Annotated in this window: 21 protein-coding genes; 14 read left to right on the top strand and 7 right to left on the bottom strand. The window is 38.8% G+C overall.

All coding sequences use genetic code 11. The features are described 5' to 3' along the window. Positions 1 to 25: 25 nt before the first annotated feature. Both yidC and HS960_RS24450 read left to right on the top strand, forming a co-directional pair. Positions 26 to 1,852 carry a membrane protein insertase YidC gene (gene yidC / locus HS960_RS24455; protein ID WP_153847238.1) on the top strand — a complete coding sequence of 609 codons (1,827 nt, stop codon included), beginning with the start codon at positions 26 to 28 and terminating at the stop codon, positions 1,850 to 1,852. Between the two features lie 118 nt (positions 1,853 to 1,970). Beyond that, positions 1,971 to 2,756 carry an META domain-containing protein gene (locus HS960_RS24450; protein ID WP_153847239.1) on the top strand — a complete coding sequence of 262 codons (786 nt, stop codon included), beginning with the start codon at positions 1,971 to 1,973 and terminating at the stop codon, positions 2,754 to 2,756. Positions 2,757 to 2,871: 115 nt separating this feature from the next. Here the strand turns inward: HS960_RS24450 and HS960_RS24445 are convergent, their stop codons facing one another. Next, on the bottom strand, positions 2,872 to 4,221 hold the full coding sequence (locus tag HS960_RS24445; RefSeq protein ID WP_200845671.1) for an acyl-CoA dehydrogenase family protein: 1,350 nt from the start codon (positions 4,219 to 4,221) through the stop codon (positions 2,872 to 2,874). 327 nt (positions 4,222 to 4,548) lie between these two features. On the opposite strand from HS960_RS24445, the gene HS960_RS24440 reads away from it, so the two are divergent. The 4 genes from HS960_RS24440 (at position 4,549) to HS960_RS24425 (ending at position 7,225) form a co-directional block, all read left to right on the top strand. Beyond that, entirely contained in the window at positions 4,549 to 4,773 is a 225-nt protein-coding gene (locus HS960_RS24440; RefSeq protein ID WP_046671848.1) for a PG1828 family lipoprotein, read from the top strand. Positions 4,774 to 4,918: 145 nt separating this feature from the next. Next, positions 4,919 to 5,122 carry a PG1828 family lipoprotein gene (locus tag HS960_RS24435; RefSeq protein ID WP_088162907.1) on the top strand — a complete coding sequence of 68 codons (204 nt, stop codon included), beginning with the start codon at positions 4,919 to 4,921 and terminating at the stop codon, positions 5,120 to 5,122. A 126-nt stretch (positions 5,123 to 5,248) separates the two neighbouring features. After that, the gene (purB, locus tag HS960_RS24430) at positions 5,249 to 6,598 is read left to right on the top strand and encodes an adenylosuccinate lyase (protein WP_088162908.1); all 1,350 of its coding nucleotides are present in this window, start codon (positions 5,249 to 5,251) and stop codon (positions 6,596 to 6,598) included. A 72-nt stretch (positions 6,599 to 6,670) separates the two neighbouring features. Then, complete coding sequence (locus tag HS960_RS24425) at positions 6,671 to 7,225, top strand: NifU family protein (RefSeq protein WP_088162909.1); 555 nt, start codon at positions 6,671 to 6,673, stop codon at positions 7,223 to 7,225. 127 nt (positions 7,226 to 7,352) lie between these two features. Here HS960_RS24425 and HS960_RS24420 read toward each other — a convergent pair whose 3' ends face one another. Further along, on the bottom strand, positions 7,353 to 9,770 hold the full coding sequence (locus tag HS960_RS24420; RefSeq protein ID WP_153847243.1) for a glycoside hydrolase family 3 N-terminal domain-containing protein: 2,418 nt from the start codon (positions 9,768 to 9,770) through the stop codon (positions 7,353 to 7,355). A gap of 170 nt (positions 9,771 to 9,940) precedes the next feature. Here HS960_RS24420 and HS960_RS24415 point away from each other — a divergent pair, with 170 nt between their 5' ends. The 7 genes from HS960_RS24415 (at position 9,941) to HS960_RS24385 (ending at position 15,765) form a co-directional block, all read left to right on the top strand. Next, entirely contained in the window at positions 9,941 to 10,789 is an 849-nt protein-coding gene (locus tag HS960_RS24415; protein WP_075994134.1) for a transketolase, read from the top strand. A 1-nt stretch (position 10,790) separates the two neighbouring features. Then, a complete protein-coding gene (locus tag HS960_RS24410) occupies positions 10,791 to 11,744 on the top strand; it encodes a transketolase family protein (RefSeq protein WP_120333250.1) in 954 nt (317 codons plus the stop codon). A 21-nt stretch (positions 11,745 to 11,765) separates the two neighbouring features. After that, entirely contained in the window at positions 11,766 to 12,311 is a 546-nt protein-coding gene (locus tag HS960_RS24405) for an RNA polymerase sigma factor (protein ID WP_075994136.1), read from the top strand. A 33-nt stretch (positions 12,312 to 12,344) separates the two neighbouring features. Further along, a complete protein-coding gene (locus HS960_RS24400; RefSeq protein ID WP_153847245.1) occupies positions 12,345 to 13,301 on the top strand; it encodes a hypothetical protein in 957 nt (318 codons plus the stop codon). After that, positions 13,301 to 13,720, top strand: a complete 420-nt coding sequence (locus HS960_RS24395) for a hypothetical protein (protein ID WP_227550267.1) — start codon at positions 13,301 to 13,303, stop codon at positions 13,718 to 13,720. Before HS960_RS24400 ends, HS960_RS24395 begins: the two co-directional genes overlap by 1 nt. Positions 13,721 to 13,781: 61 nt before the next feature. Further along, on the top strand, positions 13,782 to 14,969 hold the full coding sequence (locus tag HS960_RS24390) for an aspartate aminotransferase family protein (protein WP_182330781.1): 1,188 nt from the start codon (positions 13,782 to 13,784) through the stop codon (positions 14,967 to 14,969). Between the two features lie 34 nt (positions 14,970 to 15,003). Then, complete coding sequence (locus HS960_RS24385) at positions 15,004 to 15,765, top strand: SGNH/GDSL hydrolase family protein (protein WP_153847247.1); 762 nt, start codon at positions 15,004 to 15,006, stop codon at positions 15,763 to 15,765. 64 nt (positions 15,766 to 15,829) lie between these two features. On the opposite strand, the gene HS960_RS24380 is transcribed toward HS960_RS24385, so the two are convergent. Both HS960_RS24380 and HS960_RS24375 read right to left on the bottom strand, forming a co-directional pair. Further along, positions 15,830 to 17,026: an MFS transporter gene (locus HS960_RS24380; RefSeq protein ID WP_153847248.1), complete on the bottom strand. Its 1,197-nt coding sequence runs from the start codon at positions 17,024 to 17,026 to the stop codon at positions 15,830 to 15,832. Between the two features lie 65 nt (positions 17,027 to 17,091). Then, positions 17,092 to 18,279, bottom strand: coding sequence for a class I SAM-dependent rRNA methyltransferase (locus tag HS960_RS24375; protein WP_153847249.1), 1,188 nt, complete (start codon positions 18,277 to 18,279; stop codon positions 17,092 to 17,094). Positions 18,280 to 18,337: 58 nt separating this feature from the next. Between HS960_RS24375 and HS960_RS24370 the strand changes: the two genes are divergently transcribed. Further along, positions 18,338 to 18,802 carry a hypothetical protein gene (locus HS960_RS24370; protein WP_153847250.1) on the top strand — a complete coding sequence of 155 codons (465 nt, stop codon included), beginning with the start codon at positions 18,338 to 18,340 and terminating at the stop codon, positions 18,800 to 18,802. A gap of 15 nt (positions 18,803 to 18,817) precedes the next feature. Here the strand turns inward: HS960_RS24370 and thrC are convergent, their stop codons facing one another. The 3 genes from thrC to thrA all read right to left on the bottom strand — a co-directional run bounded on the left by thrC (position 18,818) and on the right by thrA (position 23,748). Beyond that, the gene (thrC, locus tag HS960_RS24365; protein WP_153847251.1) at positions 18,818 to 20,125 is read right to left on the bottom strand and encodes a threonine synthase; all 1,308 of its coding nucleotides are present in this window, start codon (positions 20,123 to 20,125) and stop codon (positions 18,818 to 18,820) included. 149 nt (positions 20,126 to 20,274) lie between these two features. After that, entirely contained in the window at positions 20,275 to 21,213 is a 939-nt protein-coding gene (locus HS960_RS24360) for a homoserine kinase (protein ID WP_153847296.1), read from the bottom strand. Between the two features lie 87 nt (positions 21,214 to 21,300). Beyond that, positions 21,301 to 23,748, bottom strand: a complete 2,448-nt coding sequence (gene thrA, locus HS960_RS24355) for a bifunctional aspartate kinase/homoserine dehydrogenase I (protein WP_159731135.1) — start codon at positions 23,746 to 23,748, stop codon at positions 21,301 to 21,303. Positions 23,749 to 24,226: the final 478 nt, after the last annotated feature.

Below are 24,226 nucleotides of genomic sequence, written 5' to 3'. Positions count from 1 at the left end.
AATTAATTAAGTTTAATTATTAAAAATGGATAGAAATACCCTAATTGGTTTGGTCCTGATGTTTGCTATCATCACTGGTTCATTTTACCTGATGAAGCCTTCAGAATCAGAAATCAAACAAGAACAAGCGAGACAAGAGGCTAAAGCGCGTACAGAAAAAGGACTGCCTGCCGAAAGTGACTCTACCGCTAAAGCCAAAGCAGTACAAACAGCAGTGATTGCTGATTCGGCAGAATTGAAAAAGCCTTTTGGCGCGACAAAATTTGGAACGGAGAAAGTCATTACGATTGAAAACGAGAAAATCATTGCCAAAATCAGTACAAAAGGTGGTAAGGTTAAATCCGTAGAACTAAAAGGCGAAAAGAATTTCAATGGAAAACCTTTGATGCTTTTTGATGGTGAGGACAATAAGTTTGGTTTTCAATTTAACGCAGCTGGTCAAAATGTATCAACAAATGATTTATACTTCAATACAGAATCTTCGGATATCCAAGTTTCTGGTGAAGGTAAACAATCTGTAAAATTCCGACTAAATTACAGTGCCGAACAGTATATTGAATATGTGTACTCGATTGCTGGTAAAGGCTATAATGTTGGCCTGGACATTAACACAAAAGGGATACAGAATTTAATTCCGCAGAGTCAAAAAACGTTGACCCTGAACTGGAACACCACGTTGAGACAAAAAGAGCAAAACATAGAATCTGAAAGACAGAAATCTACACTATATTATAAAGAAGATAATAAAGTAGATCACCTTTCCGAATCAAAAGATGCGGACGAGCCATTGGAGAAAAAAGTACAATGGATTGCTTTCAAGCAGCATTACTTCTCTAGTATCCTCAACGCTAAAGATGGCTTTGTCAATGCAAAAGTGGATGTAAAACATGCGTCAGAAACCGACATCGTCAAATTCTATAATACAAACGCAGAATTAGCATTTGATAATCATAAGGACAACAACTATTTCTTAAACTTCTTCTTTGGTCCAAATCAATACAATGTATTGAAGGCTGAAGGAAATGATTATCAGTCAATTATCAACATGGGCTGGGGCCCTATGCGTTGGATCAACCAATGGATTACTGTACCTGTATTTAACTTCCTGGATGGTTTCCATATGAGCTACGGTATCGTTATCCTTTTATTGACATTGATGTTGAAGTTAATTCTTTCCCCAATGACCTACAAGTCTTATGTCTCTATGGCCAAAATGCGTGTATTAAAACCGCAGCTGGATGAGATCAAAGCAAAAGTGGGTGAAGACAATCAAATGTTGATGCAGCAGGAGCAAATGAAATTGTACAAACAGGTTGGTGTGAATCCACTTGGTGGATGTCTTCCTCTTGTCTTACAAATGCCATTTACAATTGCTTTCTTCTACTTCTTTCCAAATTTATTTGAATTGAGAGGACAAAGCTTCTTGTTTATGAAGGATATGTCAACCTATGATACGCTGTTTACATTTGCACCTATTTTTGGATCATTTAACCACATCTCTTTGATGTGTATCTTGATGACATTGACAACATTGTTAACGACTTGGTATAACAACGCTACATCTGGTGCTACAGGACAAATGAAATATATGGGCTATATCATGCCTTTGATTTTCTTCTTTGTTTTGAATAGCTTCCCAGCAGGTTTGAACTACTACTATTTCTTAAGTGCGTTATTTACGTTCTTGACTCAGTTGGTAATTCGCACCATGGTTAATGATGAGAAAATCTTAGCTAAATTGGAGGAAAATAAAAAGAATCCAAAAGCAGATAAAAAATCAAGCTTCCAAACGAAAATGGAAGAAATGATGCGTGCACAACAACAAGCACAACAAAATAAAAACAAATCGTAAGATTTATCATACTGATAAAGAAGGCTTCCAAATTGGAAGCCTTTTTTGTTAGTGAACTTTTGTAGCACTTCGTCAAACCAAACGTTAAAAAGGGTGTTAATAGGTTAAAATTTAGAATATGAACTTTAAAAACATCGCCATATTGGCCATCTTAATTGTTAGTCTTGGAAGTTGCTCTGTGATCAAGAAGAACGCGAATGAGCAAAACTCAGACAGTAGCATTTCATCAGTAATTGGGAAAAAATGGCAATTGATTGAAATCAATGGACAGCCTGTAGCGGATCAGATCAACGGCAAAATACCTTACCTCCAGCTGGACGAAAAAAGTTACAGTGCAAGTGGAGGATGTAATGGCATCGGTGGAGAATTGACATTGTCAAAAAATGGAAAGGTTAAATTTGCTCAAGGCATGTCTACGATGATGGCCTGTCCGGATATGTCTATTGAACAAGCTTTATCCAAAAATCTGATTGCTGCAGATAATTATACGATTAAGGATGGCATTCTTAGCCTGAACAAAGCGAAAATGGCTCCTCTGGCAAAATTCAAGTTGATTCAGGACAATAAGCAACAACTTAGTGGAACTTGGGAACTTGATTATATATCTGGCCCACGGATCGCTTTCGATGGCCTGTATCCCAATCGTAAACCAACAATGATATTTGATGCTGCCAGTGGTAAAGTAAACGGAAATAGTAGCTGCAATAACTACAATACGACTTTTAAAACCAATGGAAATACCATTAATTTTGGCCCGATTATGTCAACGAAAATGGCCTGCGAAGGTAATGGTGAAGCAACCTTCTTTTCGACATTGGAAAAGGTAAACACCTATAGTGTAAGCGAGAATACGTTGACATTTATCATGGGAGATATTGCTATTATGCGATTTAAACGGAAATAGAAAATTCATTTTTTGCTCCAACTGAGCTAAAAAGGGCATTGTTTAAAAAACAACGCCCTTTTTATGTATTAAGCGATATTTGGCGACAGGAAGTCAAAAACCAGCCAGATCCCTCCTAAACAAAGGCACTAAATCCAGTTATACTTCTGCCAACAATGAGTGAATTGATTTCTTTTGTCCCCTCATAGGAATAAATTGCTTCGGCATCGGCCAAAAACCGTGCGACATTATATTCTAACAGAATACCATTTCCGCCCATGACCTCCCGAGCCTTGGAAACAATATCTCTCGTACGTAAAGAACAGAAGACTTTGGCCAGCGAGGCATGTTCATCTTTTAGTTCACCCTTATCCTGTAATTCAGATAACCTGAAGACAAGCGTTTGCATAGCCGTTAAATTGGACAACATTTCAACCAGATGATTTTGAATAAGTTGAAAAGAAGCGATTGGTTTACCAAATTGCTTCCTTTTACGCGTATAATCCAAGGCATTTTCATAGGCACCCCGTGCACATCCTACGGCCATCCAAGCGACACCTGCTCGCGTCATCTGAAGAACCTTTCCTGTATCTTTAAAGGAATCTGCATTTTGCAGGCGATCACTTTCCGGAACGATACAATTCGCTAAAGTAATAAGACCATTCTGTACAATGCGCAAAGCCATCTTATCTTTAATTTTCTCAACTGAAAAGCCCGGGTTATCTTTTCGTACGATAAAACCTTTAACTTCGCCATCATCAAGATCCCTAGCCCAAACAATGGTGATATCAGAAAAGGTGGAGTTCCCGATCCATTTTTTCTGACCATTTAAGACCCAACCTTCGGCTGTCTTCCTACAGGTCGTTGTCAATCCGCCTGCTGCTCCCGACCCTACTTCGGGCTCTGTTAAACCAAAAGCACCAATCACTTGCATCTGCTGCATTTTGGGCAGCCACTCTTGTTTTTGCTCTTCGGATCCGCAAATATAAATTGATCCCATGGCTAAACCACTCTGTACGCCAAAGAAAGTCGCTACAGAAGCATCTACCCGTGCTATCTCCGCCGCTATGATCCCTTCCATTAATGAACTTCCCCCCATACAGCCATACCCATCGTAGGTATAGCCACAAATATTTAAAGCTGCTAGTTTCGGTACTATTTCAAAAGGGAACTCATCTCTTAACCAATATTTATTGACAATTGGCTTGACCTCAGTTTCCATAAATTCCCTCACCTTCAATTGCAATGCACGATCTGAATCGTTTAATTTGCTATCCATAGCATAGAAATCACCATTAATAGGAGGTAATTCCTTTTTTTCTTTCCCTGCACTCAGCATTTTCATTAACCCATGAAGCTGCTTATCATCCATTTTTGATACGGCATCCATTACTGCTCCCAAATCCACTTTCTTCGATAATTCTTCCAATTTGCCAAAGTCTATTGATTTTGCCAAATCCATTATATTCTTTACTTTATCAAACATAATTGCAATTTCTTTTTAAGTGTTTACTTCTTAAAATAAGAAAAATAATCGAAAATTGTTTGGAAATGACATGATACAAATTGATCAGATGGAATTATCCGGTAAACAAACGAATGAACAACATCTCACCTTATATCGTACGATCTCTTATCAATAAAATATTGGAATCAGGAACGTTTCGAATAAAACACACAACTATATACACCTGAAAAACAATATGTTAAAAATATATCCAAAAAAACATTTTTTTTTGGGTTACCTTTTTTGGTTACGTGTATTAAGAGATGAAAAAGAAAATTATTTCAATTTAAATTAGAAAATTAGAAAATGAAAAACGCATTAAAATTCGGTTTCTTAGGTTTAGCTTTAACTGTAGCTTTCGCATCTTGTAACAATTCAGAGAAAAAAGCTGAAGGTGCTGCAGATTCAGCTTCTGCTTTAGTTGATTCAGCTGCTAACACATTAGATTCAGCTGCTACTAAAGTTGATTCAGCTGCTGCTAAAGTTGATTCAGCTGCTGCTAAAGTTGATTCAGCTGCTACTAAAAAATAATTTAGGACTGAATAGAGCTTTTGGAAGGCCTTTTTCACGAAAGGCCTTTCTTTTTTTCAAAAAAATAAATACAGGGGTTACCTTTTTGCTTTAATGGTATTAACTCCTAAATAACAAGATTTAAAAATATTTTAATTTTAATAAAATGAAAAACGCATTCAAATTCGGTTTCTTAGGTTTAGCTTTAACATTGGCTTTCGCATCATGTGGTGAAACAGCTAAAAAAACTGACGCTGCTACTGATTCAGCTAACGTTGCTTTAGATTCAGCTAACACTCAATTGGATTCAGCAAAAACTGCTGTAGATTCAGCTGCTGCTAAAGTTGATTCAACTAAAGCTGCTCACTAATTCTCTGAAAAAGAATTTACACCGTATAAAAAGCTTCCTTCAACAAGGAGGCTTTTTTTATATCTGTACCAATTAAATTGCTAAGCTCCAAGCATTTTTTTACCTTTGCCAAAAATCATTCAATCTATGGCTTTATCATCTTTAACAGCAGTTACGCCTATTGACGGACGCTATTACAATAATACTAATGAACTTTCAGCATTTTTTTCCGAATTTGCTTTAATAAAATATCGTGTACGCGTAGAAGTCGAATATTTTATTGCATTAAGTGAATCCGGTATTGCTCAATTGCAACAGTTTGACAAAACACTCAATGAAAAATTGCGGGATATCTACAGGAATTTTTCTGAAGAAGATGCCATTTGGATCAAAAACACAGAGAAAGTTACAAACCATGATGTTAAAGCAGTTGAATATTTTCTAAAAGATCAATTTGAAAAATTAGGATTACAGGACTACCTTGAATTCATCCATTTTGGTTTGACTTCACAAGATATCAATAATACAGCGATTCCACTTTCCTGGAAAGAAGCCATTAAAGAAAGCTATACACCGGCAATCGAAGAGTTGCTTCATGAGTTAAAATCATTAGCAACGTCATGGTCAGACATCCCGATGTTGGCACGTACCCATGGACAACCAGCATCTCCAACCCGTTTGGGTAAAGAGTTTTATGTTTTTATCGAACGCATAGAACGTCAATTGCAACTATTACATCAAGTACCGTATTCAGCTAAATTTGGTGGTGCAACTGGTAATTTTAATGCGCATCACGTTGCATATCCAGCGACAAATTGGATCAATTTTGGGAATAATTTTGTAAACAATATCTTGGGGTTAGACCGTTCACAAACGACCACACAGATTGAGCATTACGATAACTTTGCAGCAAGCTGTGATGCCTTAAAACGGATAAACAATATTGTCATCGATTTATGCCGTGACATTTGGACATATATTTCGATGGAATATTTTAAACAAAAAATCACTGCTGGTCAAATCGGTTCTTCGGCTATGCCACATAAAGTCAACCCAATTGACTTTGAAAATGCAGAAGGAAATTTAGGTATTGCAAATGCAATTTTTGAGCACCTTGCAGCTAAGTTACCAGTTTCCCGTCTTCAACGAGATTTAACAGATTCTACGGTATTACGTAATATTGGTGTTCCATTTGCACATACCCTAATTGCTATTAAATCAACTTTGAGAGGGTTACGCAAATTGATCTTAAACGAACAGGCATTGGCCAATGATCTTGAAAATAATTGGGCTGTTGTTGCGGAGGCACTACAAACTATATTAAGAAGGGAAGGCTATCCCAAGCCGTATGAAGCTTTAAAGGACCTAACACGTACCAACACACATGTTACGAAAGAAACGATAGCGACATTTGTTGATAATCTAAATGTATCAGCGGAAGTTAAAGAGGAACTGAAAGCGATCAGTCCTTCTAACTACACAGGTGTCACTTTATAAGCTTTTACTTATAGATGACCTTAACAAAGCTTCATTTGACCTATATTTGCTTGGAATAAAAATAGATACTACATGGCTACGATTAACGTATATACAGAGTCTACACCCAACCCTTCTACAATGAAGTTCTTGGTCAATAAATTGTTGATCAACGGTAGTGTGGATTTTCCAAATAAAGAAGCAGCACAAGATTCACCGTTTGCACTTGAATTATTCAAATTTAATTTTGTAAATGGGGTATTTTTTGCAAGTAACTTCGTGACCATTACCAAAACTGAAGATGCGGAATGGGAAGACATTGAAGCCTTGCTAAAAGACTTTGTAAAAGGTGCTGTAGAGTCTGAACTTGCGGTAAAAACGGTACACCACGATACAGAGGTTAATTTTGAAGGTACTGAAACTGAAGTGAAGATACAACAAGTATTACATGATTATGTAAGACCTGCTGTTGAACAAGATGGTGGAGCAATCCATTATAAATCCTTCAACGAAGGTATTGTGACAGTTGAACTAAAAGGTTCTTGCAGTGGTTGTCCATCGTCGACAATCACATTAAAAGCAGGAATTGAGGGCTTGTTGAAACGCATGGTTCCAGAAGTGACTGAAGTTGTCGCTGAGGCCATGTAATCACAGCTATTCGATACAAGAAAAAAAGGATTCAGTAATTAATTTTGCTGAATCCTTTTTTTTATTCACTAGTCTTAAGAAGAAATAATCGCTATCCGCCATCTGCCTTGTATGGCAATTTTTCAACCTAATTGACGACTTCAAAAGAATCTTTAAGCGGAAGATTAACAGAAGAATTACCGATAAATAGTTCAAATTTTCCAGGTTCAACGGTCCAGTTATTATGCTGATCCAAAAGTTCCAGATGGGCAGGTAAGATCGTAAACTGTAAGGTCTTCTTCTCCCCTGGATTAAGTTCAACTTTTTCGAATCCACGCAAATCCATCTCATATGTCGTTACCGAAGACAGTACATCTTTGATATACAGCTGAACAACTTCGGCACCTTTCCTCTTCCCTATGTTTTCAATATCAACCGTAACTGTAAGGGAATCTGCTGGTCTGATCTGTTTTTTAGCGAGTTGTAAATTTGAAAAACTAAAATCTGTGTAGCTTAATCCATATCCAAAAGGGTATAAGAATCCAACAACCCGACTATTGCCCCACCCATTGGGTCCGACCCCGGGTTGCCCCGCCTGTGCAGCGGGCTTGGTCGGAAAATTCATTTCAACCTGTCCGACGGACTTTGGAAATGAAATTGGCAATTTTCCACTAGGACTATACCCACCAAACAGCATTTCGGCAAGAACATTTCCCGACTGATTGCTAAGAAACCAACTCTCCACGATTGCAGGTAGATACTTGTTTTCCCAATTGACAGTAAGTGGACGACCATTGACAAGTACCAGCACAATAGGTTTACCTGTTTCCTTCAATTTCATCAAATAGTCGCGTTGCTTGCCTGGCAAATTTAGATCTGACCTCGATCGACTTTCACCGACTTCCCGTTCCGACTCGCCCATTACGGCTATGATTAGATCAGATTCTTTACCGAGACGTACACCTTCGGCCATCTTTTCCAGCTCCTCTCCTGATAAGTCTGTTGGAATAATCTCACTCTCAGGCCAGTTTTTATCCACGACATCTACCCCTTTGGCATAATCAACCCGAAGTGCCTTTGTTTTTGCATAGTTTATAATCCCATCTTTGATGGTTGTGATCGGATTATTAGAAGGTCCATATCGACTTGTCGTATAATTTGTTGCCTCTGCCATTGGTCCCGTAACCAAAATTCGTTTGTATTTATTCACGTCTATTGGAAGTAGATTCTGTTCATTTTTCAACAGAACAATAGACTCCTTATTCATTTGAAGTGATACTTCTTCATCTGCGGGGGTATGCACTTTTTTATCGGCTATCGCTATATCTTCTCTCAATGGATGATCAAACAACCCCAGTTTAAATTTCACGGTCAGGACTTCGCGAACCCGCTGATCCAATATTTTGATATCCAGCCCTCCTTCTTCTATTAGTTCCATTAGCGGCGTTAGATATGTACTCGGTGGATCAAAATTTGTCCGCACATTCAAACCTGCCTCTAATGCTTGTTTAATAGCATCTTTATAGTTTGCAGCAACATGATGTTTGTTGTAAATAAACTCTAGAGCCTCACTGTCGGACACCACATACCCTTCAAAACCATACTCTTTTCGGAGTAAGTCCTGTAAAAAATAGCTACTGGCAGATACAGGCACGCCATCATAATCATTATAACTACTCATGACTCCTAAAGGTTTGGCTTCTTTTATGACCCTTTTAAATGGATAGAGATGAAGCGAATGCATCTCACGGAAGCCAACATGAGGATCCGTACGTGCATTGCCATCTCTTCCCCCTTTGGGTACAGAATAGACTGCATAATGTTTCAATGTGGATGCGACGCCATTTTGTTGAATTCCTAAAACAACTTGTTTCCCCATTTCGGCAATATGAAACGGGTCTTCGCCGTAGGTTTCAACTACTCTTCCCCAGCGTGGATCTCTAGAAACATCAAGAATAGGTGTATAGACATTGGTATAGCCCAGATATTTGGCCTCCCTACCAATTATTTCGCCAGCTTTACGTACCAGTGAAGTATTCCATGTACTTCCAATATTGATTGGTGCCGGCAGGGAAGTAGCCCGATCATGATTGAGTCCATGAATGCCCTCATTGGTAAAATCAACAGGAATACCAAGTCGTGTATTTTCCACAAACCATTTTTGAACGTTATTTAAGGCTTGAGCATGGCGGCTGAAGGGATACGAAAATGAAGTTTTTGCAGACTTATTATAAGCCAAGCTATTCAACATTTCGTCGATATTGGCCAAGCCGTGTTTCCAAATCTCTTTGTCCCAAGCGGCAGTGGGCTGCTCATCTTTCAAAACCCGCCCATAACCGTAGAGTGTAACCGTCTGATTGGCCTTTTCTTGAACAGTCATTTGACGCAACAGATCCTCCACGCGACTGGCTATTTTCTGTTTGGAATCTTCATAAATATCCCTTTTCCCATTTTTGTTAAAATCGATCCAATCCTTATGGTAAATGTTGATGTGCTGGGCAGAAGAATGCAAATAAAGGGCTGAGAGCGCTGAAATAATAAGGCAGCTTTTAAGTTGATTAGGCATTATGCTGAAAATTGTTGGTTTTATAAAGTGAAGCAAGGTACAAAAAAAATAAAAACCCGCAGATCAAACACATCGTCAATCTAGAATAAGTCAATATAAATTCATTTTTTAACAAGCATCTAGCTTAAAAATAGTTAACTTTACGACCAATTGTGAAACCAACAAAAAAAATGAGTGCAGATATTAACAAACTAGAACAAATTGCATCACAGGTAAGACGTGATATCGTACGTATGGTACACGCTTGTCAATCAGGACACCCAGGTGGTTCGTTAGGTTGTACAGATTACTTTGTGGCGCTTTATTTCAATGCAATGAAACGCAATCCTTCCTTTGACATGGATGGAAAAGGAGAAGATTTATTCTTCCTGTCAAATGGACACATCTCTCCTGTATTTTACAGTACATTGGCGCATGCGGGATATTTTGAAGTGAGCGAATTAGCAACGTTCAGAAAAATCAATTCCAGACTTCAAGGTCACCCAACAACACACGAAGGCCTTCCGGGTATTCGTATTGCTTCGGGATCATTGGGCCAAGGATTATCTGTTGCAATTGGAGCCGCACAGGCAAAAAAATTGAATAAAGACAATAATCTAGTTTATGTATTAATGGGTGATGGCGAATTGCAGGAGGGCCAAGTTTGGGAAGCTGCAATGTACGCACCACACAACAAAATCGACAATTTAATTGCTACTGTTGACTATAACAAAGCACAAATTGACGGATCTACAGATCAAGTATTATCTCTTGGTGATCTTCGTGCAAAATGGGAAGCATTTGGCTGGGATGTGATGGAAATTGCTAAAGGCAATGACATGAATGCTGTTGTTGCAGGTTTAGCAGAAGCTAAATCACGCACAGGAAAAGGTAAACCGGTTATTATTCTGATGCATACTGAAATGGGTAGCGGTGTTGATTTTATGATGGGTTCTCATAAATGGCATGGTGTTGCTCCAAATGACGAACAATTGGCGTCGGCGTTGAATCAGCTTACAGAAACTTTAGGAGATTACTAGAATGAAAAAATATACTTATACAGAGTCAAAAGATACACGTTCAGGATTTGGTGCGGGCTTACTAGAAGCAGGAAAGCAAGATGAGAATGTAGTTGCATTATGTGCTGATTTAATCGGTTCGTTAAAAATGAACGATTTTATCAAAGAATTTCCAGAACGTTTTTTTCAAATCGGTATTGCGGAAGCTAATATGATGGGAATTGCTGCCGGACTTACGATCGGTGGTAAAATACCATTCACAGGTACATTCGCAAATTTCTCAACAGGACGTGTTTATGATCAGATTCGCCAATCGATTGCATACTCGGACAAAAATGTAAAAATTGCAGCGTCGCATGCTGGTCTAACCTTAGGTGAAGATGGTGCAACTCACCAAATCTTAGAAGATATCGGCTTGATGAAAATGTTGCCAGGAATGACAGTGATCAATCCTTGTGATTTCAATCAAACAAAAGCCGCTACGATTGCTGCAGCCAAATATGACGGACCAGTTTATTTGCGTTTTGGCCGTCCTGTAGTTCCTAATTTCACTCCTGCTGATCAAGAATTTGTAATTGGTAAGGCGGTGTTATTAAATGAAGGAACGGATGTTACGATCATTGCTACAGGTCATCTAGTATGGGAAGCTATCCAAGCTGGTGAGAAATTAGCTGAGTTGGGCATCAACGCTGAGATTATCAATATCCATACAATCAAACCTTTGGATGAAGAAGCTATTTTAAAATCTGTTGCTAAAACCAAATGTGTCGTAACGGCGGAAGAGCATAATCGTCTTGGCGGTTTAGGTGATAGCGTTGCTCAGGTATTAACAAGAGAGTTGCCTACTCCACAAGAATACGTTGCTGTAAATGATAGTTTTGGAGAATCAGGTACTCCTGCTCAATTGATGGAAAAATACGGTCTGAATGCAGCGGCTATTGTTGCAGCGGCTCAAAAAGTAATCAAAAGAAAATAACAAAACTACGCAAGTCAATATATGGATGACGCTTTAATTATAGCAAAATTCGCCGAAGAGAGTACGCGAGAAGAAGCTTTCCGTTTATTGTTGAAGAAATATCAACAGAAGATTTATTGGCATGTGCGAAGAATGGTCATCGATCATGATGATGCGGACGATGTTGTACAAGATATCTTTGTGAAAGTATGGAAGAACCTTGGGAACTTCCGCGAAGACTCACAGTTATATACGTGGCTTTATCGTATTGCAACAAATGAATGTATCACCTTCTTAAATAAGAAAAAGCAAAAGCAGAACGTGTCGTTGGATGACGACACGACTGCTTATCTAGCAGAAACGCTTGCTGATGGCAATTATTTTAATGGTGATAGAGCTCAAATGAAATTACAACAGGCTTTGTTGACCTTGCCAGAGAAGCAAAAATTGGTCTTCAATATGAAATATTTTGAAGACATGAAATATGAAGAGATTTCAGAAGTCCTCGGAACAAGTGTTGGAGCGCTTAAAGCGTCTTATCATTTGGCCGTCAAAAAAATAGAGGCATTTTTTAATAACAACGATTAAACCTTTTAGCGAAATTAGGTTCTAACAAATACTATGAAGGAAAATGGCACATATCATGATGGGCTGGAGCCTACAAATCTTCCAGCATCGTTGCGTGAAAATCCATTTGGCTTACCTGAAAATTATTTCAGTGATTTAGAATCAAAAATAATTACGCAAGTCAAATTGGTTGAATGCAAGGAAGAATCCATCTTTGAGGTTCCAGAAGGATATTTTGATAGCCTGTCTGCGGCCATTATGTGCAAAGTAGCGGAAGATAATTTAAAAAATCAAGTTGGTACTGACGGCTTTGAAATTCCTGAAAATTATACTTCCGAACTATCTTCAACTATCCTCAACCGAATTTTAGAAGACAAATTAAAAGAAACGATTGCATCTGATGGCTTTACAATGCCCTCTGACTATGGTCAAGTTCTTGAAAATTCGATCTTCGCTCGTCTAGCTGAGCAGGAATTGAAGAAAACAGTTCCTACAGATGGTTTCTCTGTTCCGGTTGGCTATGAAGAAACAGTTGAATCGACTATTTTTGCTCGTATTGCCGAAGAAAAATTAAAAGAAACAGTTGTTACTGCGGGCTTTGATGTACCTAAATATTATTTTGAGAATCTTTCGGACAGCATTGTTGATCATGTACTAACGCCTGAGAAGGACAATACACCGATCCATCAGATTGGAAGACAAAAAAAATGGTATGCTCGCTATGCTGTTGCAGCATCTTTTGCTGCCATGTTGAGCATAGGTGGATATTGGGGATATCAGTATCAACAGCAAGATGCAGCTCCTGTAGAAGCTGTTGCAGAGGAGCAGTTGAGCCAGCATTTGTCAGAAATTCCTAAGCAGGAAATTATTAATTACCTTGCGGCTTCTGCTTCTGGTGATGATATGATTTATATGTCTCAGTATACTGATGAAGCTAATCTCCCTACCAAGGGATTTGGAAGTAATATATCTAAACAAGAAATAGAAGATTATCTAAACTATACCTTATAATGATGTTCAATAAAAAATACATATGGATAACATTGTTCTTTAGTATATTTTCTATTGCCTTGGGCTTTGCACAAGACAAAAATCGATTTCAAGCTATAGAAAATGAAAAAATAGCTTACATTACTAAAGAACTAGATTTGACACCAAGAGAGGCTCAACAATTCTTTCCGCTCTATAACGAGTATAGCCAAACACTTTGGGATATCAGGAAAGAAAAATTGAATGGTGCCCCCAAAAATAATTTTAGAGGTGGTTCCAGAGATGTATTACAGTATGATGCTAAAGAAGTGGAGATCAAAAAAGAATACCGGGCCAAATTTGCCAAAGTTATTGGCAATGCGCGTGCATCGCAATTTTTTGAAGTAGAACAGGAATTCAGGGAACATCTATACAAATCCCTGCAGAATAGAAGAAAATAATCTCGAAAATAAAAAAGAAGTCTTGAAGACTTCTTTTTTATTTTCGGACATTTGTAAGATCATGTTAAGCAACAGAGAATTATTTTTAATGAATACTGCTCAAACATCTAGCTCACCTAGATTGGTTGAAGTAGTTAAGGCTGAAGGTGTGTACCTTTATGGTCCCAATGGAGAAGAATATATGGATCTGGTCTCCGGCTTCAATGTCAGCAATATAGGCCATCGTCATCCGAAGGTTTTAGAGGCTATAAAATCACAATTGGACCAATACTTACATGTCACCGTTTATGGTGAATTTGTACAAGCCCCACAGGTACAATTTGCAACAGAACTATTGGCAGAGCTTCCTACTAATTTTCAATCTGTCTACCTCACCAACAGCGGTACGGAAGCGGTAGAGGGATCTATGAAAATAGCTAAGAAATATACGGGTCGCAAGCAGATTATAGCAGCAAAAAAAGCGTACCACGGCAGTACACAAGGCGCGCTCAGTCTGATCGGAAATGATGAGTATCGTAAAGCCTATGCCCCACTCCTACCCGAAATAGATTTCATTGAGTTTAATGATATGGAAGACCTAACAAGGATTACGGAACAAACTGCTGCTGTCATCCTCGAAGCCATTCAGGGAGAAGCTGGTGTCCGAGTCCCGGATATCGCCTACATGCAAGCTGTCAGAAAACGCTGTGATGAAACAGGTACTTTACTAATCTTTGATGAAATTCAAACAGGTTTCGGTCGCACAGGTCGTCTTTTCGCCTTTGAACATTTTGCGATTGTTCCAGATATCCTGATGCTTGCCAAAGGCATCGGTGGTGGCATGCCTTTGGGTGCATTTGTTGCAGCTAAGGAAGTGATGGATGTAATTAAGGACAATCCCATGCTTGGACACATTACCACTTTTGGGGGACATCCTGTGAGCTGTGCTGCAGCACGCGCTTCGTTAAGCGTTATCAAAGAAGAAAAATTAGTTGAACAGGTTGAAAGAAAGTCACTTTTATTTAGGGAAAAGCTCAAACATCCTGCTATCAAAGAAATTCGTGGATTGGGTCTTATGATGTGTCTGCAACTGGATTCTTTTGATCAAGTTTACAATGTGAGCAAATACTGTGCAGAAAACGGGGTTATGATCGATTGGTATCTGCATTGTGAAACAGCATTGCGTGTAGCTCCGCCGTTGACGATTACAGACTTTGAAATTGAAAAAGCGTGTAACATCATTATAAAAGGTTTGGAAAAGTATGCTTAAAGTATGTAACTTTAAACATAACAAAAACCTAATAATGAACACAAACCGCAGATCATTTATCAAAAAAAGCATCATTGGCACTGGTCTATTGACTGGCGCCAATCTACTGGGAAACGATGTCTTCGCGCACGAATCAACAGCCAATTCCTCAAAAATCAGTTTAAATAATGATGACATTATTTTATTTCAGGGCGACTCGATTACGGATGTAGGCCGAGATAGAAATAACAGAAATGCCAATGACACTGGTGCGCTGGGTCATGGTTATGCTTTATTGGCTGCCAGCCAGCTCTTAAATAAATATCCAGCAAAGAAACTAAAGGTATATAATACAGGTATTAGTGGAAATCGTGTACCCGATCTACAAAAGCGCTGGCAGGAGGATACTCTGGCAATTAAACCCACTGTATTGAGTATTTTGATTGGTGTGAACGATTTCTGGCGGACAATCGATCGAGGAGCGCAGACGACGGTTGAAGAGTATAAATCCCAGTACCAACAGCTATTGCAGGAGACTTTACAAAAGCTTCCAAATGTCAAATTGATCATTGGGGAACCTTTTGCAGTAAAGGGTGTAGGTCACATTACTGAAGCTTGGTATCCAAAATTTTTGGCTTACCAAGAATCCGCTCGTGAGATCGCCAAAGAATTTGGAGCAATTCTAATCCCCTATCAAAAAATATTCGACAATGCCCAAAAGAACGCCCCTGGTGCCTATTGGGCCGCGGACGGTGTACATCCCACGCTTGCTGGGGCACAAATGATGGCTTCAGCCTGGATGGACTGCATCAAGTAAGAAAAGAGCGGATACTTTATTGAAATCCGCTCTTTCTTTTTTAACATGTGCCTATATGTCAAATCTAAATTTCTTTGTAAGGTGTTTTTTGTAGATTGGGAAGAAAATAAGCCACAATACCGATCAATGGCAGATAGGAACATAAGTGATAAATAAACTCGATGGAAGTATGATCTGCCTGCCAGCCAAGTACAGCGGATCCAATCCCTCCCATTCCAAATGCAAAGCCGTAAAATAAACCTGAAACCATACCCAACTTTTTAGGCAATAGTTCTTGTGCATAAACAATAATTGCTGGAAAAGCTGATGATAAGATCAACCCAATAATCACGATTAATATCCCCGTCATCGTAAGTCCAACATAGGGTAATGCCAATGCAAATGGCGCAACGCCCAAGACGGAGAACCAGATGACATATTTGCGACCAAATCGATCGCCGAATGCTCCCCCAAGTAGGGTTCCCACCGCAACGGCTATCAGAAAATAAAATAGATAGACTTGTGCTTCCACTTCATTTATTCCGAATTTCTTGATTGTATAAAACTGGAAGTAGTTTGTGATACTTGCTATATAGAAGTATTTTGAAACAATCAGTAATAGGAGTATAATAACGGTCACGATGATTCGGCTATTGGGTAGATCAGGTACGCGTATTGTTCTCTTCGTTGATTTAGCGGAGCTTTGAAGTCTCTTTTTATACCAACTACCGATATAATAGGATATAAATTGGCCGAGAATCGTAAATAAGCACATCCAGGCGATCGCCTGTTGCCCTCTCGGTAAAACCAAAAAAGCGACAATGATTGGAGCCATTGCGGTCCCTGCATTGCCTCCGATCTGAAAAATAGATTGTGCCATACTTCTTCTTCCTCCCGACGCCATATAAGCTACACGTGAAGATTCAGGGTGAAAGATTGAAGAACCAATCCCGACCAGAAAAACAGAAAATAAGATCCATTCATAACTGTGTGCTTTCGAAAACAAAAGCATACCGAAAAGTGAAAAAGACATCCCTATAATCTGGGAGTATGGTACAGGATGTTTATCCGTAAATGAGCCTACAACAGGCTGGAATATTGAAGCTGCTATTTGATAAACCATTGTAATCATCCCAACCTGAGAAAAGCTTAGATGATGCTCTTCTTTGAGCAAGGGATAGGTTGCCGGTATCACTCCCTGAATCATATCGTTCAGAAGATGCACCATGCTTACGGCAAACAAAATAGAAAAAATAGGTCTACTCGCCTTCTCTTGTATCATGACGTCGTTCAAAAATTAAAAAGGTTGATTTTCACAAACCAACCTAAACTATCTTCATATAATAATTATAATACGCGTACCAACAATCCTTTCAGATATTCACCTTCGGGGAACGAAGCCCGGACAGGATGGTCTTCAGGTTGATGAAATTGTCTGATAAACTGAATTTCCTTACCGGCATCCAGTGCAGCCCAAGCGAGTACTTGTTTGAACGTATCCATATCCATCGCACCTGAGCAAGAAAATGTCGCTAATAAACCACCACTATTTAACAACATCAATCCGCGGCGATTCAGGTCTTTATACGCCCTTGATGCTCTTTCCAATGCAGATCGAGAGGGTGCATATTTCGGTGGATCCAGGACAATCAGATCAAATTTCTCCCCTTCATCAACGAATTTACGCAATTGCTTGTTTACATCAGACAATATTGCTTTATGTCGACTAGGTTCAAAACCATTTTCAACAATATTCTTTTCCAGGGTTTCAATAGCCAGTGCAGAACTATCTACAGATATGACTTCTGCAGCGCCACTTTTCAAACTATTTAACGTAAAACCACCGGAATAGCAGAAACAATCTAGGACTCGTTTATTCAAAACGTAGTTGGCCGTTAGCTGGCGATTTTCACGTTGGTCGCAATAAAATCCCGATTTTTGCCCATCAATAATGTTAACCTTATAATGAATGCCATTTTCGATAACGTCGACAAATTCAGATGGAAGTTCTCCAAACAAAAGTCCATTGGTATCGGGTAATCCTTCATGTTCGCGGGATTTCAGATCACTGCGCTCATAAATTCCTTTGGGTTGCAGCAAAGCATTCAATTCATCTATAATAATGGATTTGACCTTTTCCACCCCAACTGAATGAATCTGAATGGATATAAAATCTGCGTATTTATCTGCAATAAGTCCGGGAAGAAAATCTGCTTCAGCAAAGATTAAACGAATCGTATTGGTAACACCTTCTTGCAACAGATGCTGTCTTGCTGCAACAGCCTTCTGAACTCGGGCACGCCACCAATCTGCATCAATCTGTGCCTGAGGGTTCCACTCCAATAAACGAATGGCTACACGCGAGCTATTGTGAAATAGACCATAGGCAATAAATTCACGTTCAGCATTGTAAACGCCAACAACTTCGCCATCTTCAATTTTATCGGACAATGATTTAATTGCTCCAGAAAATACCCAAGGATGCAATTGCCAGGCAGCTTTATCCTTGCCCTTATTCAAATAAACTGATTTCATTGTTGCAAAATTAACTTATTAATTGCAAAACCAGGCTTCTTTATTTGTCAAAAAATAAATGAAACAATTATTCTGGAGGATTTCAATACAGCATTATTTTCTTTGCAGCGAAGAGCCGAAATTTCAAAATCAAGACTTCATTAATTTTGTTAAGAACAACAGCCCAGAACTTATTGTAAAAAAGTATGGCATACATCTAATTTTGAGTTGCACAAAAGGGGCTTCCGTAAATCTTATAAAATATCTGGATAAAAAAACTTTGCTTGAAGACAAAGTCATAAAAGATTGGAAAATTGTGGCGTTTGTTTCGGGTGCCAATCTCAGATTATTTGATATGCATCCGATAAAAAATACCATTGACGTTAGTGCATGGTTAAATTCTTTAACAGAAGAAAATGGAGATTTCATAACATTTGGGCGAGATCAACCAATCCCAATCTATGACTTAATCTTAGATAAAGACAAAAAACTTGAATTAAAAAACTATATCGACACCTATCTTGGTATAAAAAAGGGCTCCTAAAGGAGCCCTCAACGTTTAGTTATGGTTGATTAAATATTTTTTGAAAGCTTCAAAATCAACTTTCAAAGATTCTGCTAATTTCTCTTTTCCTTGCAATGTTTCTGCGCCGACAGGCAAAACTATTTTTTCGAATACATCTGCTGCTATTGCATCAGGGAATTTGCAGGGATGTGCTGTCGATAAGAAAACTGAAGCATACGGACCGGGATGCTCATTTGCATAAGCACGAGCGCCAAGCCAGGCGATTGCTGTATGCGGACAGGCGATATAATTTGATTCTTCAAATAATTTCTGCATTCCTTCTTTTGTTTCTTCATCTGTAAATGTATAAGAAGAAAGCATATTTTTTAGTTCAGCCACATTTCCGCCAAAGAGATCCTGTATACGCACCCAGTTGCTTGGATTCCCAACATCCATAGCATTGCTTAAGGTTTGAACAGAAGGTAGTGGTTCATATTTACCTGAAGAAAGGAATCTAGGAACGGTATCATTAACGTTTGTTGCAGCTACAAAATGTTTTACTGGAAGTCCCATTTTATAGGCCAATAAACCAGCCCCAATATTACCAAAATTACCACTCGGCACTGTAAATACGACCTCATTGACTCCTTGTGACTTCAATTGCGCATACGCATAAAAATAATAAAATGTCTGTGGGATCAGCCGTGCTATATTTATTGAATTAGCGGAGGTCAAACGCAATACAGTATTGAGTTCGGCATCACTAAAAGCTTGTTTTACCAATGCCTGACAATCGTCAAAAGTTCCTTCTACTTCAATAGCACGAATATTTTGTCCATTAGTGGTCAATTGTAGTTCCTGAACTTCCGAAACTTTACCTTTAGGATATAGGATCGTCACACGTGTTCCTTCTACCCCCAAAAAGCCCAAGGCAACAGCTCCACCGGTATCGCCTGATGTCGCGACAAGGACGTCCAGTAATTTATCGTCAGTCTTTGAAAAATAGCCCATGACCCTACTCATAAACCGAGCACCAAAATCCTTAAAGGCATAAGATGGCCCATGAAATAGTTCGAGCACAGCCGTGCTGTCGGTCAAGAATTTTACAGGAGCATCAAAATTGATGGCATCGTTCACAATCTGTTTTAAATCGTCTTTGGGAATATCATTTCCCAATAGTGTAGAAGCTACTTCAAAAGCAATCTCCTGCAAGGAGTACTGTTGAATATTCTTAATGAACAGCGGATCCAATTGTGGAATCTCTTCAGGCATATACAATCCTTTGTCTGCAGGAAGAGAATTGAAGACCGCATCTTTAAAGGAGACTTCTAATGTTTTATTATTTGTGCTATAAAATTTCATATATAAATGATCTGTTTTTAAAGGTCACATGGTATATCCAGGTATCTTCATTCGTATTTGTAGAACATGAATATCTTGTTTTTTTATCTTCTATGAGTTAATTGTCGATTAACCTCAAAGTTTATAGACCTCAATTCTGTAAATAATTTTTAATCCAATATTCTAGGGCCCTCTACATTGACACGGGAAACATATCCAAAGCTTTCAATCTCATTGTCTTTGAGATGAGCTTGAATTTTGTCCGCAATATCCCTCGCTATTTTTTCGTCACGTGTTATTGCTACGACAGACGGTCCTGAACCAGAGATACCGAAGCTCAATGCACTGTTCTTCAAAGCAATCTCTTTCATTTCATAAAACTGAGGAATTAAAATTGCACGGGTCGGTTCGATAAGAATATCTTTCATACTTCGTGCGATGAGATCATAATCTTCTTTGAACAAAGCGGCAACCAATCCCGCGATATTTCCCCATTGGGTCACGGCGTCTTTTAATAACACTTTATCCTTTATAAGTTGTCTTGCGTCACGTGTAGGAACATCCACTTGCGGAAAAACCACCGCTGCTACGAGTTCTTTTGGTGAAGGGATGGAAATAACATCCAAAGGTTCATTTCCCCGAATTAATGTTATGCCTCCATAAAGCGCCGGGGCAACATTATCGGCATGGCCTGTACCGCAAGCCAAACGCTCACCTTCAACACAAAATGGCAATAATTCTTCTTTTGTCAAAGGGTTTCCAAGCATGGTATTGATGGCAAAAAGCCCGGCTACGGTACTTGCTGCACTGGAGCCCAGTCCAGATCCAATTGGCATATGTTTATGCAATTCGATTTCGACACCTACCTTTGAAGAGATATTCAAGGCTTGTAATAGATATTGAACACAGGCAGATACGGTATTCTTACCGGGATCGAGCGGTAGTCTTCCATCGTCGCCAGTTATTTCCCGAATCGTTACTCCAGGTTGTTGCGTGCGCCGCATAATCACCTCATCACCGGGTTCCTCGACAGCAAAACCCAATATATCAAAACCACAGATCATATTTGCGACAGTTGCAGGCGCAAAAACACGAACTTCCGACAGCATGCTGTCTAAATTTATCACCTTATCCTTCAGATACTCCACATTTAAATTATTGGCCATCACGTAATTTTTATTTTCCTTGAATAGTTTTTATGCTCCAACATTTACTAAATCTGCAAATACACCGGCAGCTGTAACCTCAGCCCCCGCTCCAGGACCTTTTACTACGAGGGGACGTTCTTTATAGCGCTCTGTTGTAAACGATATAATGTTATCGCTGCCTGATAAAGCATAAAAAGGATGATTTTCATCAACAAACTGAATCGCAATGGATACCTTTCCATTTTCCAATTTCCCGATGTAGCGGATTACTTTATTTTCATTGGCTGCTTTCTTCTTCATTGCTTCGAAATATTCATTTTCTTGTTGCAATTCTGTATAAAAAGAATCTACAGTATCTGCTTTCAAACATACTGGAGGTAATATCGCACCAAGGTCTACATCCTCGGCCTCAACAGCATACCCAGCATCTCTTGCCAAGATGAGCATTTTACGCATAAAATCTATACCACCTAAATCATCCCTTGGGTCTGGCTCGGTGTATCCCAGCTCCTGAGCCTGTTTGACGACATCATAAAAAGAAGCATCTGCTTTAAAATTGTTAAAAATATACGAAATTGTCCCTGAAAGAATAGCTTCTATCTTCACGATACGGTCACCACTCAACATCAAGTCTTTAAGCACCCTGACGATAGGCAATCCTGCACCTACATTTGTTTCATAAAAAAAATCTACACCGTGTCGATGCGCAGTATCACGGAGTGTTTTATATTGCTCGTATTTACCTGAATTCGCAATTTTATTGCAAGTGACGATCGAAATATTGGATTTAAAGATATCTTCGTAGTAGGTTGCCGGTAATTTGCTCGCAGTATTATCGATAAATACACAGTTCGGCAAATTCAGCGCCTTCATTCGATCAATAAACAATGCCAGGTCTGATTCAGTTCCATTTTTAGCAAGTTCATCGGACCAATTATTTAAATCAACACCTTCGGTATTAAAAAGCATTTTACGGCTATTGGAAATTCCAACAACTTTAATTTCAATATCATTTTTATCCAATAGGAAGTCATGCTGATTTTCCAATTGTTTAAATAAAGTTGCACCAATGTTACCGGTACCGATATTAAATACATGCAGCGTTTTCTTTAACTCTGCGAAAAACGCATCATGTACGGCATTAAGTGCCTTCGCTAAATCTTCCTTACCAATAATTACAGATATATTGTATTCAGATGAGCCCTGCGCAATAGCCCGGACGTTAATACCGTTGCGTCCTAGCGCTGCAAATAACCGACCGGACATACCGGGAGTTTTTTTCATATTTTCACCAACGATGGCTAAGACAGAAAGGTTTTCTTCAATCGCAGGAACGATCAGTTTATTCGCTTGGATTTCAAGCTCAAACTCCACTTCGATCAAATGTATAGCGCGTTTGGCATCTGATGGATTGACAGCAAATGTGATGCTATGTTCGGAAGAAGACTGGGTGATTAGCACAACATTGATCTGCTCTCTAGCCAATAGCGTAAAAAGCCGCCCACTAAAACCCGACTTACCGATCATCCCTGATCCACTTAGATTGATGACAGAAATATCCGAGATCGAAGAAATTCCCTTGATTGGCAGTGCTGTTTTTCCACTATCAAACTGAATCACAGTCCCTGAGAAATCAGGTTCAAAAGTATTCCGAATAACAATCGGTATTTTCTTTAAGAAAGCCGGAATCATCGTAGGAGGATAAATCACCTTAGCACCGAAGTAAGATAATTCCATTGCCTCTGTGTATGATAATACAGGCAAGGAAAAAGCTTTCTTCACAATCCGTGGGTCGGCGGTTAACATCCCATTCACATCTGTCCAAATTTCAATGGCTGTTGCGTCCAGTATTGAGCCGAAGATCGCTGCAGTATAATCTGATCCACCTCTTCCCAAGGTGGTAATACGCCCATTTTCATTACTTCCGATAAAACCAGTGACAAACAGTAACTTATCACGATGCGTTATGTACAAGGATTTCACCAATTGCTCAGTTAGCATTTCATTTAAATGAGCATTACCAAAATTTGAATCAGTTTTCACGTAATGGGATGCATCTACAAATAGAGACTCAGGAATATATTGTTCCATCACCTTAGATACCATATAATTTGAGCAACGCTCACCGTAGCTAAGGATCAAATCTTTACTCTGATTACTCAGCTCCTTTAGTGCAAAAATTCCTTGGAGAAGATCTTCTATCTCATTAAAAAACAACTTTAGCTTTGTAAATACAGGATTTTGATATTTCACAGCCAGAAGCTCTTTAACAACCGTAAAATGCTTATCCTCCAAGGATTTTAGCCCATCCGAAAAGGACTTTCCTTCCGCAGCGTCCTCTGCCAATTGGGTAAGCAAGTTGGTTACTCCTGACATGGCTGACAACACAACCAATGGTTTTTCCTTTGCATCATAAGATTTTTTCACAATGCTCAGGACCGCCTTTAGACTTTCTACCGTGCCGACCGATGTGCCTCCAAATTTTAAAACTTTCATACTGTTTTATACTGTTTGTTTAGATTGATGATTTTTGTGCTAAAAAAAGAAGCGCTTTCCTTTGTCGAGGAAAGCGCTTCTAAATATTGTGTCTACAATTATATACAACGAAACTACTTCCTCCTAAGTTTTATCCCGGTGGTAATAATAATCGACGTAATAATTGTATTTGTGTTCATTACTTTTGCTTATGTTTTGTAAATATAGAACAAATATTATCACTTTACCAAAGAAAATTAATATTTTTTTTAAGATTCACAATTAGAAGCCAAATAGAATGGCATTCTATCATCATGTGGATATTTTTAAATGTAGTAGACAATCTACTTTATGTAGCCGAGGCTCGACAAGTGCATTAATTCTCAATACGTGTAAATACGTCTTGGAAAGATGTTAAAATTGTTAAAATTTCGTTAAATACCTTAAAATAAATTTGACCTTAAAGTGATATTGTATTATATTCGCAACAGTGCTGTCC

The sequence above is a fragment of the Sphingobacterium paramultivorum genome (assembly GCF_014109745.1).
Lineage (GTDB): Bacteria > Bacteroidota > Bacteroidia > Sphingobacteriales > Sphingobacteriaceae > Sphingobacterium > Sphingobacterium paramultivorum.
The sequence above is the reverse complement of the archived record's forward strand: the minus strand, read 5'-3'. Positions and strand labels throughout refer to the sequence as shown.

Bases quoted from the DNA above. Each gene is read 5' to 3' on its own strand.
- yidC (WP_153847238.1), top strand. From the start codon at position 26: ATGGATAGAAATACCCTAATTGGTTTGGTCCTGATGTTTGCTATCATC.
- HS960_RS24450 (WP_153847239.1), top strand. From the start codon at position 1,971: ATGAACTTTAAAAACATCGCCATATTGGCCATCTTAATTGTTAGTCTT.
- HS960_RS24445 (WP_200845671.1), bottom strand. From the start codon at position 4,221: ATGTTTGATAAAGTAAAGAATATAATGGATTTGGCAAAATCAATAGAC.
- HS960_RS24440 (WP_046671848.1), top strand. From the start codon at position 4,549: ATGAAAAACGCATTAAAATTCGGTTTCTTAGGTTTAGCTTTAACTGTA.
- HS960_RS24435 (WP_088162907.1), top strand. From the start codon at position 4,919: ATGAAAAACGCATTCAAATTCGGTTTCTTAGGTTTAGCTTTAACATTG.
- purB (WP_088162908.1), top strand. From the start codon at position 5,249: ATGGCTTTATCATCTTTAACAGCAGTTACGCCTATTGACGGACGCTAT.
- HS960_RS24425 (WP_088162909.1), top strand. From the start codon at position 6,671: ATGGCTACGATTAACGTATATACAGAGTCTACACCCAACCCTTCTACA.
- HS960_RS24420 (WP_153847243.1), bottom strand. From the start codon at position 9,770: ATGCCTAATCAACTTAAAAGCTGCCTTATTATTTCAGCGCTCTCAGCC.
- HS960_RS24415 (WP_075994134.1), top strand. From the start codon at position 9,941: ATGAGTGCAGATATTAACAAACTAGAACAAATTGCATCACAGGTAAGA.
- HS960_RS24410 (WP_120333250.1), top strand. From the start codon at position 10,791: ATGAAAAAATATACTTATACAGAGTCAAAAGATACACGTTCAGGATTT.
- HS960_RS24405 (WP_075994136.1), top strand. From the start codon at position 11,766: ATGGATGACGCTTTAATTATAGCAAAATTCGCCGAAGAGAGTACGCGA.
- HS960_RS24400 (WP_153847245.1), top strand. From the start codon at position 12,345: ATGAAGGAAAATGGCACATATCATGATGGGCTGGAGCCTACAAATCTT.
- HS960_RS24395 (WP_227550267.1), top strand. From the start codon at position 13,301: ATGATGTTCAATAAAAAATACATATGGATAACATTGTTCTTTAGTATA.
- HS960_RS24390 (WP_182330781.1), top strand. From the start codon at position 13,782: ATGTTAAGCAACAGAGAATTATTTTTAATGAATACTGCTCAAACATCT.
- HS960_RS24385 (WP_153847247.1), top strand. From the start codon at position 15,004: ATGAACACAAACCGCAGATCATTTATCAAAAAAAGCATCATTGGCACT.
- HS960_RS24380 (WP_153847248.1), bottom strand. From the start codon at position 17,026: ATGATACAAGAGAAGGCGAGTAGACCTATTTTTTCTATTTTGTTTGCC.
- HS960_RS24375 (WP_153847249.1), bottom strand. From the start codon at position 18,279: ATGAAATCAGTTTATTTGAATAAGGGCAAGGATAAAGCTGCCTGGCAA.
- HS960_RS24370 (WP_153847250.1), top strand. From the start codon at position 18,338: ATGAAACAATTATTCTGGAGGATTTCAATACAGCATTATTTTCTTTGC.
- thrC (WP_153847251.1), bottom strand. From the start codon at position 20,125: ATGAAATTTTATAGCACAAATAATAAAACATTAGAAGTCTCCTTTAAA.
- HS960_RS24360 (WP_153847296.1), bottom strand. From the start codon at position 21,213: ATGCTGTCGGAAGTTCGTGTTTTTGCGCCTGCAACTGTCGCAAATATG.
- thrA (WP_159731135.1), bottom strand. From the start codon at position 23,748: ATGAAAGTTTTAAAATTTGGAGGCACATCGGTCGGCACGGTAGAAAGT.